General features: G+C 64.2%; 15 protein-coding genes. 7 read left to right on the top strand and 8 right to left on the bottom strand.

Annotated features, from left to right (window positions below; translation table 11 throughout):
- Nucleotides 1-40 precede the first annotated feature (40 nt).
- Nucleotides 41-1,354, top strand: a complete 1,314-nt coding sequence (locus AC07R1_RS09375; RefSeq protein ID WP_065363217.1) for a leucine-rich repeat-containing protein kinase family protein — start codon at nt 41-43, stop codon at nt 1,352-1,354.
- Nucleotides 1,355-1,419: 65 nt separating this feature from the next.
- Here the strand turns inward: AC07R1_RS09375 and AC07R1_RS09380 are convergent, their stop codons facing one another.
- From AC07R1_RS09380 to AC07R1_RS09390, 3 genes are all read right to left on the bottom strand, one after another.
- Nucleotides 1,420-2,124 (bottom strand): YebC/PmpR family DNA-binding transcriptional regulator, encoded by a 705-nt coding sequence (locus tag AC07R1_RS09380; protein ID WP_011062247.1) that lies wholly within the window; start codon nt 2,122-2,124, stop codon nt 1,420-1,422.
- Between the two features lie 108 nt (nt 2,125-2,232).
- Nucleotides 2,233-3,624, bottom strand: a complete 1,392-nt coding sequence (locus AC07R1_RS09385) for an FAD-dependent oxidoreductase (protein WP_047337316.1) — start codon at nt 3,622-3,624, stop codon at nt 2,233-2,235.
- 98 nt (nt 3,625-3,722) lie between these two features.
- Nucleotides 3,723-5,048, bottom strand: coding sequence for an MFS transporter (locus tag AC07R1_RS09390; protein ID WP_019095130.1), 1,326 nt, complete (start codon nt 5,046-5,048; stop codon nt 3,723-3,725).
- Nucleotides 5,049-5,334: 286 nt separating this feature from the next.
- Here AC07R1_RS09390 and AC07R1_RS09395 point away from each other — a divergent pair, with 286 nt between their 5' ends.
- Nucleotides 5,335-6,222, top strand: a complete 888-nt coding sequence (locus tag AC07R1_RS09395) for a LysR substrate-binding domain-containing protein (protein WP_011062250.1) — start codon at nt 5,335-5,337, stop codon at nt 6,220-6,222.
- A gap of 171 nt (nt 6,223-6,393) precedes the next feature.
- Here the strand turns inward: AC07R1_RS09395 and AC07R1_RS09400 are convergent, their stop codons facing one another.
- Entirely contained in the window at nt 6,394-7,254 is an 861-nt protein-coding gene (locus AC07R1_RS09400; protein ID WP_161466494.1) for a LysR substrate-binding domain-containing protein, read from the bottom strand.
- A 110-nt stretch (nt 7,255-7,364) separates the two neighbouring features.
- Here AC07R1_RS09400 and AC07R1_RS09405 point away from each other — a divergent pair, with 110 nt between their 5' ends.
- The 3 genes from AC07R1_RS09405 (at nt 7,365) to AC07R1_RS09415 (ending at nt 10,160) form a co-directional block, all read left to right on the top strand.
- Nucleotides 7,365-8,474, top strand: coding sequence for a 2-aminoethylphosphonate--pyruvate transaminase (locus AC07R1_RS09405; protein WP_019095128.1), 1,110 nt, complete (start codon nt 7,365-7,367; stop codon nt 8,472-8,474).
- 101 nt (nt 8,475-8,575) lie between these two features.
- Nucleotides 8,576-9,403 carry a phosphonoacetaldehyde hydrolase gene (phnX, locus tag AC07R1_RS09410; RefSeq protein WP_495110457.1) on the top strand — a complete coding sequence of 276 codons (828 nt, stop codon included), beginning with the start codon at nt 8,576-8,578 and terminating at the stop codon, nt 9,401-9,403.
- 202 nt (nt 9,404-9,605) lie between these two features.
- Nucleotides 9,606-10,160 (top strand): cytochrome b, encoded by a 555-nt coding sequence (locus AC07R1_RS09415; RefSeq protein WP_011062254.1) that lies wholly within the window; start codon nt 9,606-9,608, stop codon nt 10,158-10,160.
- Here the strand turns inward: AC07R1_RS09415 and AC07R1_RS09420 are convergent.
- The 4 genes from AC07R1_RS09420 to AC07R1_RS09435 form a co-directional block, all read right to left on the bottom strand.
- Nucleotides 10,151-11,080 carry a 1-aminocyclopropane-1-carboxylate deaminase/D-cysteine desulfhydrase gene (locus tag AC07R1_RS09420; RefSeq protein WP_495110458.1) on the bottom strand — a complete coding sequence of 310 codons (930 nt, stop codon included), beginning with the start codon at nt 11,078-11,080 and terminating at the stop codon, nt 10,151-10,153. The two genes, AC07R1_RS09415 and AC07R1_RS09420, sit on opposite strands and share 10 nt — an antisense overlap.
- A 207-nt stretch (nt 11,081-11,287) precedes the next feature.
- Nucleotides 11,288-13,327, bottom strand: a complete 2,040-nt coding sequence (locus AC07R1_RS09425) for an NADPH-dependent 2,4-dienoyl-CoA reductase (protein ID WP_011062256.1) — start codon at nt 13,325-13,327, stop codon at nt 11,288-11,290.
- A gap of 160 nt (nt 13,328-13,487) precedes the next feature.
- Nucleotides 13,488-14,633 (bottom strand): EstA family serine hydrolase, encoded by a 1,146-nt coding sequence (locus AC07R1_RS09430; protein ID WP_011062257.1) that lies wholly within the window; start codon nt 14,631-14,633, stop codon nt 13,488-13,490.
- A 148-nt stretch (nt 14,634-14,781) separates the two neighbouring features.
- Nucleotides 14,782-15,849, bottom strand: coding sequence for a fatty acid desaturase (locus AC07R1_RS09435; protein ID WP_495110459.1), 1,068 nt, complete (start codon nt 15,847-15,849; stop codon nt 14,782-14,784).
- Nucleotides 15,850-16,358: 509 nt separating this feature from the next.
- On the opposite strand from AC07R1_RS09435, the gene AC07R1_RS09440 reads away from it, so the two are divergent.
- Together AC07R1_RS09440 and AC07R1_RS09445 are read left to right on the top strand one after the other, a co-directional pair.
- Nucleotides 16,359-17,489: a carbon-nitrogen hydrolase family protein gene (locus AC07R1_RS09440; protein ID WP_015636340.1), complete on the top strand. Its 1,131-nt coding sequence runs from the start codon at nt 16,359-16,361 to the stop codon at nt 17,487-17,489.
- A 4-nt stretch (nt 17,490-17,493) separates the two neighbouring features.
- Nucleotides 17,494-18,534 carry an AraC family transcriptional regulator gene (locus AC07R1_RS09445; RefSeq protein WP_077934513.1) on the top strand — a complete coding sequence of 347 codons (1,041 nt, stop codon included), beginning with the start codon at nt 17,494-17,496 and terminating at the stop codon, nt 18,532-18,534.
- The last annotated feature ends 10 nt before the right edge of the window (nt 18,535-18,544 follow it).

Raw genomic sequence — 18,544 nt, forward strand, 5'->3', positions numbered from 1 at the left:
TCTGCCCGCCTTTTTCTTCTTTCGAGTGTTGACGCTGTTCATGGATACCCTTGCCCAACTGCGGGCTGGCCAACTGGCCGGCATCAAGCGCCTGGACCTGTCCTGCGGGCTGACTGAGTTCCCCCGGGAAATCTTCGATCTGGCCGACTCCCTGGAGATCCTCAACCTCAGTGGCAACGCCCTGAGTAGCCTGCCCGAGGACCTGCACCGGCTCACTCGCCTGCGCATCCTGTTCTGCTCCGACAACCGGTTCAGTGAAGTACCGGCCTGCCTCGGCCAATGCCTGCAACTGAGCATGATCGGCTTCAAGGCCAACCGCATCGAGCGGGTGCCGGCCGCCGCCCTGCCACCGCAGCTGCGCTGGCTGATCCTCACCGATAACCGCATCGCTGAGCTGCCGGAAGAACTGGGCCAGCGCCCGCTGCTGCAAAAACTCATGCTCGCCGGCAACCGCCTGACCCGCCTGCCCGAAAGCCTGGGCCAGTGCCACCGCCTGGAACTGCTGCGGATTGCCGCCAACCGCCTGACCGAGCTGCCGCCGTTCCTCCTGGCCCTGCCGCGCCTGACCTGGCTGGCCTATGCCGGCAACCCGCTGGAGTCGGAAGCCGATGCCACGGCCCTGGAATCCACTCCGACCATCCCCTGGAGCGAACTGACCCTGGAACAGCGCCTGGGCGAAGGCGCCTCGGGGGTGATTCACCAGGCGCAATGGCAGCCCGCCGGGCAACCGCCGCGGGCGGTGGCGGTCAAGCTGTACAAGGGCGAGATGACCAGCGACGGCTCGCCGCTGCACGAAATGAACGCCTGTATCAGCGCCGGGCTGCACCCGAACCTGATCCGCGTCGAAGGACGCATCCTCGACCACCCCCAGGGCCAGAACGGCCTGGTGATGCAGTTGATCGACAAAAGTTTTGCCAACCTTGCAGCGCTGCCCAGCCTGGACTCCTGCTCCCGGGACATCTACCCGGACGACACCCGCTTCAACGCCGACGTAACCCTGGGCATCGCCCGGGGCATTGCCTCGGTGGGCGCGCACCTGCACGCCCAGGGCATCACCCATGGCGACCTCTATGGCCACAACACCTTGTGGAACGCCCAGGGCGACTGCCTGCTGGGGGATTTTGGCGCAGCGTCCTTCCATGCCCAGGACGACACCGTGCAAAGCCGGGCGCTGCAACGCCTGGAAGTGCGGGCCTTCGGCATCTTGCTGGAGGAATTGCTGGAGCGCGGGGATGGCTCGCTGAGCCTGGGGCAACAGCAGAAACTGGCGGCGCTGGTGCAGCGCTGCTGCCAGCCGGAGGTACTGGCGCGACCGGGCTTTACCCAGGTCTGCGAGGAATTGGCGGGGCTTTAAAACAGCTTCGCCGGCCAGCCGGCTCCTACAGAGGTATGCAGAAGCCGGCTGGCCGGCGAATCGCCTTAGCCTGCCAGGCCGACGAACATGTCCTGCACGTCGTCATGGTTGTCCAGGCCTTCGAGGAACGCCTCGACTTCAGCCATCTGCTCATCGCTCAGGCCGCTGACCGGGTTCTTCGGCTGGTAGCCAAGCTTGGCCGAAAGCACGGTGAATCCTTGCTCGGGCAGGGCTTTCTGTACCGCATCCAGGTCCGCAGGCTCGGTCAGGAACAGGGTCGCGCCCTCTTCGCCCGGCTCGAAGTCCTGGGCTCCAGCCTCGATGGCGGCCAGTTCCGGATCGGCGTCCGGGCTGTCCGGCGAGGCCTCGATCATGCCCACGTGGTTGAAATCCCAGGACACCGAACCCGAAGCGCCCAGTTGGCCTTTGCGGAACGCCACGCGGATTTCCGCCACGGTACGGTTGATGTTGTCGGTCACGCATTCAACGATCAGGGGTACCTGGTGCGGGGCAAAACCTTCGTAGGTCACGCGGTGGTACTGCACGGTCTCGCCCAGCTGGCCCGAGCCTTTCTTGATGGCACGCTCCAGGGTCTCGCGGGGCATCGAAGCCTTTTTCGCCTGTTCCACCACCAGCCGCAGGTGGGCGTTGGTGGCGGTGTCGGCGCCGTTACGTGCGGCGATGGTGATCTCTTTGACCAGCTTGCCGAAAATCTTGCCCTTGGCATTGGCTGCCGCTTCTTTGTGTTTAACCTTCCACTGTGCGCCCATTACTCACTCTCTTGATCTATGGCGTCGAGTTGGATTTGGCCGACGCGATGGGCAAGTTTATACGTCCTCAAGGCCCTGATCGACCAAAAAGTCAGTGGCTGGCAGGCTTCAGCCCTTGTCGGCCTTGCCGGCCGCCGCAGCGAAACGCGCCAGGCGCACATCCAGGTGCCGCGGCCGGCGCCCGTGGTCCTCGGCCCGTTCCTTGCGGCGGATGGCGTTGCGCACCACCAGCGAACCCAGGTAGCGGATCGGCTCCGGCGGGAAGTAGCCCAGGGGGCCATTGACCAGCGGCGAGCGAGTCCAGGGGTTGTCCAGCCCCTGCACCAGGGAGGCGAGGATCTGCCCGCCCATATGGCAGGGGCCGACGCCGCTGCCGGAATACCCGAAACCGTAGAACACATTGCCCGCGCGGCTCATCTGGCCGAAGAACGGCAAGCCGGTCACCGAGCGATCCGACGGGCCATTCCAGGTGGCCGCCACCGGCACGTCGGCAAAGGCCGGGAAGAACTGCCCCAGGCTGCGCTTGAGCAAGCCGGCGTAGGGCGACGGCTGGTCGAACACCGGCAGCATCCGCCCGCCATAGGCGAAGGTGTTGCCGCCCTTGCCGAGCATGATCCGACCGTCCGGGGTGTTGTGGTAGTAGTGCACGAAGATCCGCGAATCCAGCACCGTCACGCCGCTGGTCAGGCCGATCTGCTGCAGCAGTTGGGGCCGCGGCTCGGTGATCAGCATGTCGCTGGAAACAATCGCCACGCTGCGCTCGAATTGCGGGAAGGCTCGGGCCATCCAGGCATTCATCGCCAGTACCACGCGCTCGGCGCGGATCTGCCCCATGGGTGTGCGCAACAGCGCCGGGCGCCCCTCCTCCAGCCCGGTCATGGCGGTGTTCTCATGAATCCTCACGCCCAGTTGCAGGGCCACCCGGCGCAGCCCGCGCACCAGCAGGCCCGGCTGTACGCTGGCCGCCGCCGGTGAATACCAGCCCTCCAGATGCTGGCTGGAACCGGCCATGCGCTGCACGTCGGCCAGGGGTCGCTTGTCGAAGGAGTTGATGCCGCGGCGCTCCAGCGCAGCGATCACGCCATCGGTGGAGCCGACCTGGGCCGGGTTGGTGGCCGTGTACAAAGTGCCGTCGAGGCGGTACTGGGCATCCACCCCGTAGCGCTCGCAGAAGGCGCCGATGGCATAGATGCTCTGCTCGGATTCCTTGACCAGGCGCACGGCCTCCTCGACACCGAACAGCCGCTCCAGGGTGAAGTACTTGGCCGACCAGGACAGCGCACAGCCGCCGTTGCGCCCACTGGCACCGGCGCCGCAGATATCCGCCTCGATCAGCAGCACGTCCAGCCCGGGGTTCTGCTCCTTGAGCATGATGGCGGTCCACAGCCCGGTGTAGCCGCCGCCGACAATCGCCACCTGGCAGGTGGTATCGCCCGACAGTGGCGGGCACGCCGGTGAGGGTTGCTGTTGCAGGGCCTGTTCCAGCCAGAAAGGTCGCATGGTGAGTCTCCAGGTAAAAAACGGCGAGTGGGTTCGCTGGCAAGCCTGCTCCTACAAGCCTTCGTAGGAGCCGGTTTGCCGGCGAAGAGGCCCGAAAGTCAGGTACGCAGCGGTTTGATCAGCAAAGGTCCATTGGGAACGAGTGCGCGCACCGGCTCGAGCCCTTGGGGCCGGCTGTTCCAGTACGGCACCAGCACCAGGGCCGAGACCAGGGCGCAGGCGGCAAACACGATGAACACCGTGACCGTGTCGAAGTAACCCGGCAGCAGGCCACCCAGCACCGCGCCCACCGAGCCGCAGCCATTGACGAAACCGGCCGCGGTGGCCCCGGCCTTGGCCGAGCCGAAGTCGATGGCTGCAGCGCCACAGATCATCGAGTCCGGCCCGTACAGGGTCAGGCCCATGAAAAACAGCAGGGCCATCACCAGCACGACGCTGCCGGTATGCAGAGCGCCCATGAACAGCGCCAGGGACAGGGTCAGCGCCAGCAGGCTGATGACACAGGCCGGCATGCGCCGGGCGCCGAACAGCTTGTCCGAGGCCAGGCCGATCATCACCGGCCCCAGCAGCCCGGCCAGCTCGAAGCTGGTGGGCACGATCGCCGCCCCCACCTTGCCCACCGAGGGCATCTGTTCGTAGACGATCACCGGCCCCCACAGCAGGATCGCGTAACGCGCCGGCTTGAGCAGGAAGTACGACAGCCCGAGGATCAGCACCGTGCGGTTGCGCAGGATCTCGCGCAGCGGTTCCCAGACGCTCATGCGCCGTTCGGCGGCGTCTTCTTCGGCGCTCTGCGGGGGCAATGGCTCCACGGCCGGCAGGCCCACGTCCTCCGGGGTATTGCGCTGGAAGATGAAGAACAGCACCGCGGTCAGGCCCACCACCACCGCACTGGAAATGAACGCCGCGTGCCAGGTGCCGATCAGCGTATAGGCCCACCAGCCGGCAAAGGGCGAGGCCACCAGGCCGCCGAAGGCGTAGCAGGAACTCCACAGCCCCAGCACCCTGCCGCGCTGCCCGGCGGGAAAGAAACTGCCGATGTTCTTGCACAGCCCCGACCAGCCCGTGGACTGCGCCAGCCCCTGGACCAGCATGCAGGTGGCGAACACCGGCAAGGTGGCGAAGCTGCCCATCACCAGCGCCGCAGCGGCGGAAATCAGCAAGCCGCCCAGCACCACCACCCGCGGGCCGAAGCGGTCGGCGAAGATGCCCCAGGTGAACTGCCCTACGGCGTAGGCCGCCAGGTAGATGGCATCGAGGTTGGCCATGGCCATCTTGTCGAGGGTGAAGTCGGGATCGTCGGCGATCCCGAGCTTGGCGACGGAAAAGGCTTTGCGGGTGAAGTAGAACGCCGCGTAGGCGATCCAGGTGATGGCGAAAATCTGCACGCGCCAACGTTTGATGGTGCCGATCTGCTTGTTCATTGTGGTTCTGACCTCAGGGTGAGTGTGCCGGCAGGATGCGAAGCAAACGCCTGTGTTTTTTATTCTTGAGCACTGCAGCAGGGCCCTCGCGGCGGGCGCTGCTGGTCAGATGAGTCCTGTTGCCGGCCCGTTTCGGGGACCGAAGCTGCACGCACAGGCCTCAGGGCCCGGTGCCGGTCGACCGACCGGTCACTGGGCTTGCAGGGATGGAAGCAATTACTGACTAATAAATGAAATCGATTTATCGTATTTCAAATATAAGCTCAGCTTGTAAGAGGTCTGGCCCATGTCGGTTTCCCACGCCCAATTGAAAGCCTTCCACGCCGTGGCGGTGCACGGCAGCTTCACCCGGGCGGCCGAACGCCTGTACCTGACGCAGCCGGCGATTTCCGACCAGGTGCGCAAGCTCGAAGAGCGCTTCGGGGTGCTGTTGTTTCATCGCAACAAGCGCTCGGTGCGCCTGACCGACCTGGGCGAGCGCCTGCTGGCCATCACCCAGCGCCTGTTCGTGGTGGAAGCCGAAGCCAAGGAGCTGCTGCAGGAGTCCCGGGCCTTGCAGACCGGCAGCCTGGTACTGGCGGTGGATGCCCCGGTGCATGTGCTGCCGCAGATCGCTCGATTCTGCGAGCTGTACCCCGGGATCAATGTGAAGATCGAAACCGGCAACACCGATGAATCGCTGCTGCGCCTGTTCAATTACCAGGCCGACCTGGCTCTGCTGGGGCGGGCCGTGGACGACGAGCGCCTGCTGTCTCTGACCCTGCGCAACGACCCGATGGTGGCGTTCGTCTCCCGTCACCACCCCTGGGCCGGCCGCCAGTCCATCTGCCTCGCCGACCTGGACGACACGCCCCTGGTGCTGCGGGAGGTCGGCTCGGTAACCCGCCAGACCCTGGAAGAGGAAATGAACCGCGCCGGCCTGCGCATCCGCCCGACCATCCAGGTGGAAGGTCGCGAAGCCGCGCGCGAAGCAGTGGTGGTGGGCATTGGCGTGGGGGTGGTCTCGGCGGCGGAGTTCGGCGCCGACGCCCGGGTCTGCGCCCTGCCGATCGTCGACTGCCAGCGGCGCCTGACCGAAACCCTGGTGTGCCTGCGCGAACAGAGTTCGCGACGGATCGTCGCCACCTTCCTCGACCTGGTACGCGAAAGCCTGGCCTCCCCCACCGCCCTGTAGGAACCGGCTTGCCGGCGAAGGCAATCTCCCAGGCACCACTACCGTAGGAGCCGGCTTGCCGGCGAAAGCGATCCCCCAGACACCGCTACCGCAGGAGCCTGGCTTGCCGGCGAAGGCGATCTTTCGGGCCTCTTCGCCGGCAAGCCAGCTCCTACAAGAGTGGAGGTGGGCTCAGGCTGGAGCCAGGGCGAAAAACGCCTGAATCAGGCGCAGGTCCCGGCGCCGCTCCACGCAGCCGATCATGTGCCGGTTGACCAGCCCCGCACCGCGGATCGGCACCGTGCGCACCCGCGGGTCGTGGCCAACCTCCACCGAACTGACAATGCCCGCCCCCAGGTGCGCCGCCACCGCCTCGGTCACCGCTTCGCGGCTGTCCAGCTCCAGCAGCACCCGGGGCTGGACCTGGGCCAGCCCACAGGCCTCATCGAACGTCCGGCGGGTGATCGAACCCGGTTCGCGCAGCACCATGATCACCTGGTCCAACTGCTCGATGGCGACGCCCTCAGCCAGTTCCAGCCAAGGGTGCCCATCGGGCACCAGGGCACAGATCCGCGACTCGCCCAGGCTTTGCAGGTGCAGGCCCTTGCGCGGCTCGACCTCGGTCAGCACCGCCACGTCGGCATGCTCGGACAACAGCGCCGCCAGGGTTTCCTGGGCATTGCCCAGGCGCAGGTTGACCGTCACCCCCGGGTAGCGCGCCCGCAGGCTGGCCAGCATCGGCATGACCAGATGGGGGCCGTCCGCTGCCACTTCCAGGCGCCCGGTGAGCAATTGCCGGTTGGCCTCGAGCATGGCCTGGGCCTCTTCCGCCAGGCCGAACATGGCCCGGGTAATGGCCGCCAGCTTGATGCCCTCTTCGGTCAGTTCCACCCGGCGCGCAGTGCGCCGCAGCAAGGTGATCTGGTAATGCTCTTCCAGGGCCTTGATATGCCCGGTGACCGCCGGCTGGCTGATGAACAGCCGCCCGGCGGCCCGGGTAAAGCTGCCTTCCCGGGCCACGGCGTCGAATGCGCGGAGTTGAAACAGGTTCATAGCTATCGGCCTCACTGATGGCTGGCATAACAACAAACAATTTGATTGATGACAAGGCAAACTGCAATTTAGTCCCCGTAGCGTCATCCCCACCTTTTCGAGGACACAGCATGAGCATCGCCGAGCCAATCCTGCTTACCCCCGGCCCCCTGACCACCTCCGCCCGCACCCGCCAGGCAATGCTGGTGGACTGGGGTTCGTGGGATGACCGCTTCAACCAGCTGACCGCCAGCCTGTGCCAACAGCTGCTGGCCATCATCCAGGGCGCCGACAGCCATCACTGCGTGCCCCTGCAAGGCAGTGGCACCTTCGCCGTGGAAGCGGCCATCGGCACCCTGGTGCCCCGCGACGGCAAGGTCCTGGTGCTGATCAACGGTGCCTACGGCAAGCGCCTGGCGAAGATCTGCGAAGTGCTCGGCCGGGATTTCAGCACCTTCGAAACCGCCGAGGACCAACCCACCACGGCCGCGGATGTCGAGCGCCTGCTCCAGGCCGACAGCAGCATCAGCCACGTGGCGCTGATCCACTGCGAAACCAGCACCGGCATCCTCAACCCGCTGCCGGAAATCGCCCAGGTGGTGGCCAGCCATGGCAAGCGCCTGATCATCGACGCCATGAGTTCCTTCGGCGCGCTACCCATCGATGCCCGGGAGATCCCCTTCGATGCGCTGATCGCCGCCTCCGGCAAATGCCTGGAAGGCGTGCCCGGCATGGGCTTTGTCTTCGCTGCCAAGGCCTCCCTGGCCCAGGCCGGCGGCAATGCCCATTCCCTGGCCATGGACCTGCACGACCAGCACAGCTACATGGCCAAGACCGGCCAGTGGCGCTTCACCCCGCCGACCCACGTGGTCGCCGCGCTGCACGAAGCCCTGCTGCAATACGCCGAGGAAGGTGGCCTGCCGGCGCGCCACGCCCGCTACGCCGACAACTGCCAGACACTGCTCGACGGCATGGGCGAGCTGGGCCTGCGCAGTTTTCTGCCGGAAGCGATCCAGGCACCGATCATCGTCACCTTCCACGCCCCGAAAGATCCCCGCTACCAGTTCAAGGATTTCTACGAGCGGGTCAAGGCCAAGGGTTTCATCCTCTACCCGGGCAAGCTGACCCAGGTCGAAACCTTCCGCGTGGGCTGCATCGGCCATGTCGACCGCCGCGGCATGCAGGCTGCCGTCACCGCCATCGCCGAAGTGCTGCAAGAGATGGAAGTCCTCGACATCTGACTCCCCACCGAGCCTGTAGGAGCGAGCTTGCTCGCGAATCAGGCGACGCGATACCGAACCTTTTTTGCGAGCAAGCTCGCTCCTACACAGGCATCGAAACCATGAACTACAGCAACCCTTCTCAGCTGCAAGCGGCGATCCTCGACTGGGCCGGCACCGTGGTCGACTTCGGCTCCTTTGCCCCGACCCAGATCTTTGTCGAAGCCTTCGCCGAGTTCGATGTGCAGATGTCCATCGAAGAGGCCCGCGGCCCCATGGGCATGGGCAAGTGGGACCACATCCGCACCCTGTGCGACCTTCCGGAGGTGGCCGAGCGCTATCGCAAGGTCTTCGGCCGCACCCCGACTGACGCCGATGTGACCGCTATCTACGAACGCTTCATGCCGTTGCAGATCGAGAAGATCGCCGAGCACTCGGCGCTGATCCCCGGCGCCCTGGAGGTGATCGCCAAGCTGCGTGGACAGGGGATCAAGATCGGCTCCTGCTCCGGCTACCCCAAGCAGGTGATGGACAAGGTGGTAGCCCTGGCCGCCACCAACGGCTACACCGCCGACCACGTGGTGGCCACCGACGAAGTGCCCAACGGCCGCCCATGGCCAGCCCAGGCCCTGGCCAACGTGATCGCCCTGGGCATCGACGACGTGGCCGCCTGCGTGAAGATCGACGACACCGTACCGGGCATTCTCGAAGGCCGCCGCGCCGGCATGTGGACCGTGGCGCTGACCTGCTCGGGCAATGCCCTGGGCCTGACCTACGAAGGCTACCGGGCCCTGGCCAGCGACACCCTGGCCAGCGAGCGCAAGCGCATCCACAAGCTGTTCGAGGCTTCGCGCCCGCACTACCTGATCGACACCATCGCCGACCTGCCCCAGGTGATCGCCGACATCAACCAGCGCCTGGCCCGGGGGGAAATGCCCCAGGGCAACTGATTCAGGCACGGGGCAATATTAAAAAACGGCGGTGCCTTCGGGGCCGCCGTTTTTTTCATACCCGCCCACCGCCCCGGCGCTGCACAGGGGGGCGATAAAAGCCGCTACAGCTCCAGGCAGACCGGCATAAAGCGGATTACAGTTAAAGCACTCCGTCGCTCAAGAACGGAGGCTTCAGACCTGATGACCGAGGATGTCCCGTATGCCCTGGAAAAACACTGAGTCTCGCTACAGCACCATGACGATCGCCCTGCACTGGTTGATGCTGGTGCTACTGGCCGTGGTTTACGCCTGTATCGAATTTCGCGGCATCTTCCCCAAAGGCAGCGGTGGTCGCACGCTGATTGTCGAAGCCCACTTCATGCTCGGCCTGACAGTGTTTGCGCTGGTCTGGCTGCGCCTGTTCGCTCGCGCCCAGGGCGTAGCGCCGAAGATCCTGCCCACCCCGCCCCACTGGCAACGGCTGCTGTCGACCCTGATGCACTGGGCGCTGTACCTGTTCATGATCGCCATGCCGATCCTCGGCTGGCTGACCACCAGCGCCAAGGGCCATCAGGTGATGTTCTACGGCCTCGACCTGCCGCTGCTGCTGGCCGAGAACAAGCCACTGGCCAAGCAGCTCCAGGGCTGGCACGAACTGCTGGGTACGGTCGGCTACTGGCTGATCGGGCTGCACGCCCTGGCCGGGCTCTACCACCACTACGTGATGCGCGACAACACTCTGCAACGCATGTGGCGCAAGCGCGGTCAGGCCTGAGCCAACAGCACGCGGCGGCCCTGCAGGCCGCCGGTATGCACAAAGATCAACCGGCAACCCGGGGCGAAACGCCCGGCCTGGACCTGTTCCTGCAAAGCCAGCAGGGCCTTGCCGGTGTACAAGGGTTCAAGCGGTAGAGCGCATTGTTGTTCAGTGAGCCGGATAAACCCGCTTAACACTTCATCGACCTTGGCAAAACCGCCGCGGCTGCTGTCCAGCAGTTGATAACCGCCGCGGCCCTGCCCGGCCTCTTGCAAGATCCCCTCGACCTGCTGCGCCACCCCGTGATCCTCGGGGACCGCCAGGGCGCCGTAGACCGGATGCGCTCCGGCCTCCGCCAGCACCAGCCCGGCCAAGGTAGTGCCCGTGCCGGCGGCCAGCCACCAGCCGTGGTAGTCGCTCCAGCCCAGGCTCGGCAACTGCCGCCGCACCTGATCGCGCAGGGTCATGCAGCCCGCTGCGCCGGCCAGGCCACCGCCACCTTCCGGCACCGGGTACAACTCCGGATACCTGGCCTGCCAGGGCGTCCAGAAACCCGCCTCGTGGCGCGCGCGATAACCGCCATAGCCCAGCCAGTGCAGGCGCATGCCGAAGGCTTGCAGGTCGAGCACCGTCGGTGTGTCCTGTGGATGGCCACGCAACAGACCCACGGTGGGAAAGGCAAAACGCCGGCCAGCAGCGGCCAGCGCATGCAGATGATTGGAATGGGCGCCCCCCAGGCTGATGATGCCGTGGGCACCGGCGGTACGTGCCGCCGCCAGGTGTTCGGTCAGCTTGAACCACTTGTTGCCGCTGATCAGCGGGTCGATCAGGTCCAGGCGCAGCACCGCCACCTCGACCCCGGCCCGCGACAGCCAGTCCAGCTCCAGCCGTTGCAGCGGGGCGTGGGGTAACCAGTCGAAGGATTCGGGGAAGGACATCGGCAGCGGGGGTTCGGGAAAGAAGCTGCGCAGTCTATCAGCTCCAGGCCCAGGCTCATCCTTGTAGCCACTGCCGCAGGCTGCGAACGGGATCGCAGAACCCGCAAGACAGGCAACCGCGCTCGCTGGTTGCAGCGCGATTGCCCGCTGGGCGAGTCCTGCGGCCTCGTGCCCAGCCTACGGCAGCGGCTACAGGACGGCAGGCCGTTACAGCTCGGCCGCCAGACGCGAACCCTGGTTGATGGCGCGCTTGGCGTCCAGTTCGGCGGCCACATCGGCACCACCGATCAGGTGCACGTTCTGCCCTGCCGCCACCAGGCCGTCCTGCAGTTCACGCAGCGGATCCTGACCGGCACAGATGACGATGTTGTCCACCGGCAGCACCTGGGGTTCGCCGGCCTCACCGATACGGATATGCAAGCCGGCATCGTCGATCTTCAGGTACTCGACGCTGTTGAGCATCTGCACCTGCTTGTTCTTCAGACCGGTGCGATGGATCCAGCCGGTGGTCTTGCCCAGGCCGTCGCCGACCTTGGTCTTCTTGCGCTGCAAGAGGAACACCTGCCGCGCTGGTGCATGGGGCTCGGGCTTGATCCCGGCCACACCGCCACGGGCCTGGAGCTGGGTGTCGATGCCCCATTCCTTCCAGAACGCCTGGCGATCCTGGCTGGTGGCCACACCCTGGTGCACGAGGAATTCGGAAACATCGAAGCCGATGCCGCCGGCACCGATCACCGCCACGCTCTTGCCCACCGGCTTGCGCTCCAGCAGCACGTCCAGGTAACTGAGGACCTTGGCGTGCTCCACCCCGGGAATCGCCGGCACGCGAGGGGCAATGCCGGTGGCCAGAATGATTTCGTCAAAGCCGCCGGCCACCAGTTGCTGCACATCGACGCGGGTGTTGAGGCACAGCTCGACATGGCTGGTCTGCAACTTGCGCTTGAAGTAGCGCAGGGTCTCGAAGAACTCTTCCTTGCCCGGCACTCGCTTGGCGATGTTGAACTGGCCGCCGATCTCGCTGGCGGAATCGAACAGGGTCACCTGATGCCCACGCTCGGCAGCCACGGTAGCGGCGGACAGGCCCGCCGGGCCGGCACCGACCACGGCGATCTTCTTGATCTGCTTGACCGGCAGGTAGTTCAGCTCGGTCTCGTGGCAGGCGCGCGGGTTGACCAGGCAACTGGTGAGCTTGCCGCCGAACGTGTGGTCCAGGCACGCCTGGTTGCAGCCGATGCAGGTATTGATTTCGTCGGCGCGGCCTTCGGCGGCCTTGTTGACGAAGTCCGGGTCGGCCAGGAATGGCCGCGCCATGGAGACCATGTCGGCATCGCCCTCGGCGAGGATCTGCTCGGCGACTTCCGGGGTGTTGATGCGGTTGGTGGTGATCAGCGGAATGCTCACCGAACCGCGCAGCTTGGCCGTCACCTTGCTGAATGCGGCACGCGGCACCTTGGTGGCGATGGTGGGGATCCGCGCTTCGTGCCAGCCGATCCCGGTGTTGATCAGGGTGGCGCCGGCCTGCTCGATGGCCTGGGCCAGTTGCACGATCTCTTCCCAGGTGCTGCCGCCTTCCACCAGGTCGAGCATCGACAGGCGGAAGATGATGATGAAGTTCGGGCCCACCGCCTCACGTACCCGACGGACGATTTCCACCGGCAGGCGCATGCGGTTTTCATAGCTGCCGCCCCAACGATCGGTGCGGTGGTTGGTGTGGGCGGCCAGGAACTGGTTAATGAAATAACCTTCCGAGCCCATGATCTCGACACCGTCGTACTCGGCCTTCTGGGCCAGGGTCGAGCAGGTGACGAAATCGCGGATCTGCTTCTCGATGCCTTCCTCGTCCAGCTCCTTTGGCTTGAACGGGTTGATCGGTGCCTGGATGGCGCTGGGAGCCACCTGCTTGGGGCTGTAGGCATAACGCCCGGCATGAAGGATCTGCATGCAGATCTTGCCGCCGGCCTCGTGCACCGCACGGGTCACGATCTGGTGCTTGAGTGCCTCTTCTTCGGTGGTCAGCTTGGCGGCGCCGGAATACACCCCGCCCTCATCGTTGGGGCCGATGCCGCCGGTGACCATCAGGCCCACGCCGCCCCGGGCACGCTCGGCAAAGTACGCCGCCATGCGCTCGAAGCCGCCGGGCTTTTCTTCCAGACCGGTGTGCATCGACCCCATCAGGGTGCGGTTGCGCAGGGTGGTGAAACCCAGGTCGAGGGGGGCCAGCAAATGCGGGTAAGGTGCTCCAGCCATGGTGTCACTCCAGATCGGGCAATCACGGAAAAATGCGGAAGCTCTGCGGCTTCCATCAGTAGTGCTGCACAGACTAAGAGCAGAACATCGGGCACTCAATGACCGTAACTGACAACTTAATGATCAGAACGCACACCCTTTTACCATCCCCCCCTTCCTATTAAAGTGCCGCGTAGGCCAGCGCGGCCAGTTGCTGCGGACGGGGATCGATCATGGTGTGCCGGCCCGAGGTGGTGGTGACAAAGCCGAAGCTCACCTCGCGTTCGGGGTCGGCAAAACTGATCGGGCCGCCCAGGCCGATATGACCGAAAGTCTCGGGCCCCATGCCGAGGGAGGCAGCCGGATCGGCCGGTTGCTCCATCATGCAGCCCAGGCCATAGCGCATGGGGCGTCGCCAGATGCGATCCATGTCATTGCTGTGCTCGCGGGTGAACTCACTCAACAGGTCGGGCCCGATCAGGCGGCCCCCCAGCAATGCGCTGTAAAAGCCGGCCAGGCCATGGGCGGTGCTGTGGCCGTTGACCCCCGGCTGCCGATAGGCCCACCAGCGGGGGTCGCAGGTGCGCCGGGGGACCATGCCCGGGTTGGTAAAGGCCAGGGTCGCGACATGCTCCGGCTCGGCAATGATCACCTTGCGCAGGTCCTCCGAGTAGTAGTCGCCCACCCGCCCCTCGGCGGCATCGAAATGCGCGATACGCTCAAAATCCTGTTCCTCGACCCCCAGGTAAACCTCCAGGTCATGGGGCCGGGTGATCCGCTCGTGGATGAAGGTGCAAGGCTCTCGACCGTCAACCCGGCGAATCAACTCACCGATGACCCAGCCAAAGATAGTGGTGGCATACCCCAACCCGGTTCCTGGCTGCCACCACAATGGCTCGGCAGCCAGGATCTCAACCATGTGCTCCCAGTCATACATCATGGCGTTGTGATTGGGCCCGCGCAGCGCCGGTATGCCGGAGGTGTGGGTCATGACCTGGCGCACGGTGACCCGCCCCTTGCCGCCCTGGGCAAACTCGGGCCAGTAGCGGGCCACCGGCGCGTCGAGCTCCAGCTTGCCCTCCTCCACCAGCATCAGGGCAGCCACTGCGGCCAAGGGCTTGATGGTGCAGAAGGTATTGGCCAGGGTGCCGTGGTGCCACGGCTTGTTGCCCTCCAGGTCCGCCACGCCGGCCCACAGGTCGACCACGGTCTGGCCGCCGACCTGCACACAGAGCCCGGCGCCGCGCTCCTGGGGATCATCGAACATTGCCTCGAAGGCGTGCAGCACGGCTTCGAAACCCTTCGCACATGTTCCTTGCGCTTCCATTCTCAAAACTCCCATCCATCGTCATGCCGCCCTGGCGAGAGTCGGCCAGGGTCAGCATGAGTTAAAAACCGAAACCAAGAGGCCGGTTGCATTCGTCAACGGCAATGCAAACCTGTGATAACGAGAACAATAGAGGTGCAAAAGACCTTCAGCCTCTGGACTGAAAGTTGCCCGTATCCAACTTGAAACGATTTGCGCGCTTGTAGGTACCGAAGTCATTGAAACGAACTCCGGCCTTCGCCATGACTTCATGGGCATAGGGCGCCGTCATCTGTCGAAGATAAAAAGGATCTTTCACGACAAAATGATGAATACTGTGAGTACTGCCAAAGTTGAAACAGAACAACTGGAACGGCCACAGCAGCCAATGGTTCATTACTTGGGTTTGCTGTAGAGCATTGCGTGGCGCAACATCACCGTAATAATGCATATTGGAACTGATGAAATACAGGCAGAACTGTCGAATCATATTCGGCGCAACAACAATGACCACTGCACAATCGATCACGTTCATCACTTGCAGCACTAACGGCGAACTTGGTGGCGGCACTCCTGCCAGGCCGCCCAGCCAGGTAGACAAGTGATAACCCAGGAACACATACCAGCTGCCCCAGTACAGGAGCCCGAAAGGGGTATTGAGGCGAATGATCCTGGCCAGCAGTTTCATTTTCTGCCGCCAGCCCGGTGCGCAGACCGCATTCACAAAGCCGAACAGGAAGCCATCCATCAGCTTCAGCAGCCTGAGAATGCCCCAGGGGTTGCCGCTGGTGGTGATCCAGGCCTCGACATCGGTGGCGGTTCCGGATTCCTTGTGATGATGAAAGTGCAGGCCGCGCCTGAGCCAGGGGCTGGGCATTCCCGGGCGCGTCAGCCAGCACAGCAGCATCATGAAGTTATGGGCCAGAGGCTGTTTCCGGAAATACAGACGGTGAATCAGGTCATGTTCAAGTTCATGAATGATCGAGGTCGACAGCGCGTTTACCAAGATGCACAACCACGCGGGCATGATGCCCTTCACATACAACACACCAGTCACCACCATAACTGTCACCGAAACAGCCATGGCACTTGCACCCAGGGCGTTCTGATAGTTCAGGACAGGATAGCGTCTGCGTAGTTCGTTACCATGCTCGGTAATTTGGCGGGTGACTTCTTCGATCTTTTGCTGGTCAGTTACGGAGCGACCGCAATCAAGTTCCTTTTCTATGGAGTTCATCACTTCATCCTTTGAAGAAAATGAGTGGAGGCGAACTTCAATAGAAAGACATACTTCGATAGCAAAACAACCAATTGGGCCGAAACGGCGGCTACAACTGATAAGTGGCCCCCTGGACCGCTGGTTTTTTTAACAACTGTTATGAATGACCCAGCAGTCCACTTTGGAACAATTAGTTCGCCACTACTGAGCCTCTTTGGGTAAGTCCTGAAGAACTTTCAAGATTGCTTCATTGTCGAACAACCCATCAACGTGCAAAACCTCAAACTTCAACGAAAGTAGGGGCAACTGCACTAAACCTGACTCGCTCGACGCAGGACCGCAGCACCCTGCCAGCCCTCTCCCTCCTGAGGCGACATCGCAGGCGCAGCCCAGGGAAAAGCCCGAGACGCCACGGAAAATGACCCATTTCATGCAAAAAACCGCTCTAACACACTGTTTTCCTGTACCTTTGGCCCAAATATCCGAGAAATGTCACGATCCAGCACACGGCCGCTGACTGTTTTCCCATGCGCAAACTTCTCTACATCACCCTCACCCTGGCCCTGCTTGCCGCCATCACCAGCTACGCCATCTGGACCCGTGATCGTCCAGGGGCGCACTACCTGTCGGACCTGCGTATCCAGCTCGCGGTGGACCAGGGTGTGCCTGCCGACCACGGCAACCTGCTGGCAATCCAGCCCGAGCTGTTCCCCACCGACTACCAGAGCATCGAGCGCCTGCATCGCAAGCTTGCGGCCTACATGCAGCAAGCCCGTGACAAGGGCCTGGTCAACGACAAGACCATCGTCGTGCTGCCCGAGCATGTCGGCACCTGGCTGATGGTCAGTGGTGAAAAGAATGAGCTGTATCAGGCCACCTCTCTGAAAGAGGCAATGAACTGGCTGGCGGTGAGCAACCCGCTGCCGTTTCTCAAGGCGCTGATCAGCGCCAGGGGTGACAGCCGCCTGGACGATGCGTACCTGCGCATGAAGGCCAAGAGGATGGCTCGGGACTATCAGTCGCTGTTCGGCGGCCTGGCCAAGGAGTTTCATGTGACCCTGGTGGCCGGCAGCATCATTCTTCCAGAACCCAGTGTCAGCCAGGGCAACCTGCAGATCGGCAGCGGCGCCCTGTACAACAGCAGCCTGGTGTTTGGCAGCGATGGCCTGCCCATGGGCCAGCCCCAGCGGCAGATCTACCCGACCTATGCCGAAAGCGGCTACGTGAAGGGCGATGCCGACAAAGCGCTGGAGGTTATCGACACCCCGGCCGGGCGCCTCGGTGTGCTGATCGGCAGCGACAGCTGGTACCCCGACAACTACCGCAAGCTCAATGACCAGCACGCCCAACTGGTGGCGGTCCCGGCCTTTGTCATGGGCCGTGATGGCTGGGACAAACCCTGGCGCGGATACAAGAGCATCGCCACCCCCAGCGAAGTCAGCCTCAAGCCCGAGGAAGTCAGCGAGGGGGAGGCCTGGCATCGCCTGACACTGACTGCGCGCGCACCCAGCAGCCTGGCCAGCGCCGGGGTCAGCGTGTTCCTGCGCGGCCAGTTCTGGGACCAACGCAGCAGTGGCCAGAGTTTCATCAACAGCAACGGCCAGACCTTTGCCGACGACGGCAACCGCGGCGCCCGCCTGCTGAACATCTGGTTGTAGGCCAATGAAAACCCCACCGATGCGCCTGGGCGACTTGTCGGTGGGCTTCGTCCATAGCCTGGTGGACGCAGTCCTCAGCTACGGGCAGGACCCCACCCCCCTGCTGGAACAGTACGCCCTGGACGCCGCGCGCCTGGCCGAAGCCGGAGCGCGGCTGTCAATCCCGCGCTACATGCGCCTGGGCCACGGGGCGATCCAGCTGACCGGAGACCCGGCCCTGGGCTTGCGCATGGGCCGCCTGAGCCGGCTGAGCCAGGCCGGCCTGGCCGGAGTGACCGCAGCCCAGGCCCCCACCGTGCGCGAAGCCGCCCGCTGCCTGACCCGCTTCGAAGCTCTGTATGGCTCCAACTATCGCGGCCAGTCGAGCTTTCACGAGGATGCCAGCGGCGCCTGGCTGTGCTTCTACTCCATCAGCCCGTACAACGCCTACAACCGCTTCGTGGTGGACTCGATCATCTCCGGCTGGCTGCAGCAGTTGTCCAGCGTCGCCGACCAGGCGATCCACGCCGAACAGATCGATATCGAATTCCAGCGCCCGGACTACCACGAGGCCTATGCGGTACTCGGCCCCACGCCTATCCAGTTCGGCGCCGAACAGAACCAGCTGCGCCTGAGCCAGGCCAGCCTGGGCCTGCGCAACCCGCAGCATTGCCCGAGCACCTGGCGGCATCTGGTGCAGTTGTGCGAGAGAGAACTGGAACAACTGACCCGCACCCGCAGCCTGCGCGAACGCATCATTCAGATGCTGGGGCCGTTGCTCAATGGCGGTCGCGAGCCGGGCCTGGAAGAAGTGGCGATGCGCCTGAAGCTGCCGACCTGGACCCTGCGGCGCAAGCTGGCGGAAGAAGGGACGCAGTTCCGGGCGATTCTCAATGACACCCGCCGCGACCTGGCCATGACCTACATTCGCGATACTGAACTGGCGTTCGGGGAGATTGCCTATCTGCTGGGCTTTGCCTCAGCCGAGGCGTTTCAACGGGCCTTCAAGCGCTGGAATGGCCAGACCCCCGGGGATTTTCGCCGCAGCCACCGACAATTCGGCTAGAGAAACGGTA

It is taken from the genome of Pseudomonas sp. GW821-FHT07F01, assembly GCF_059418825.1.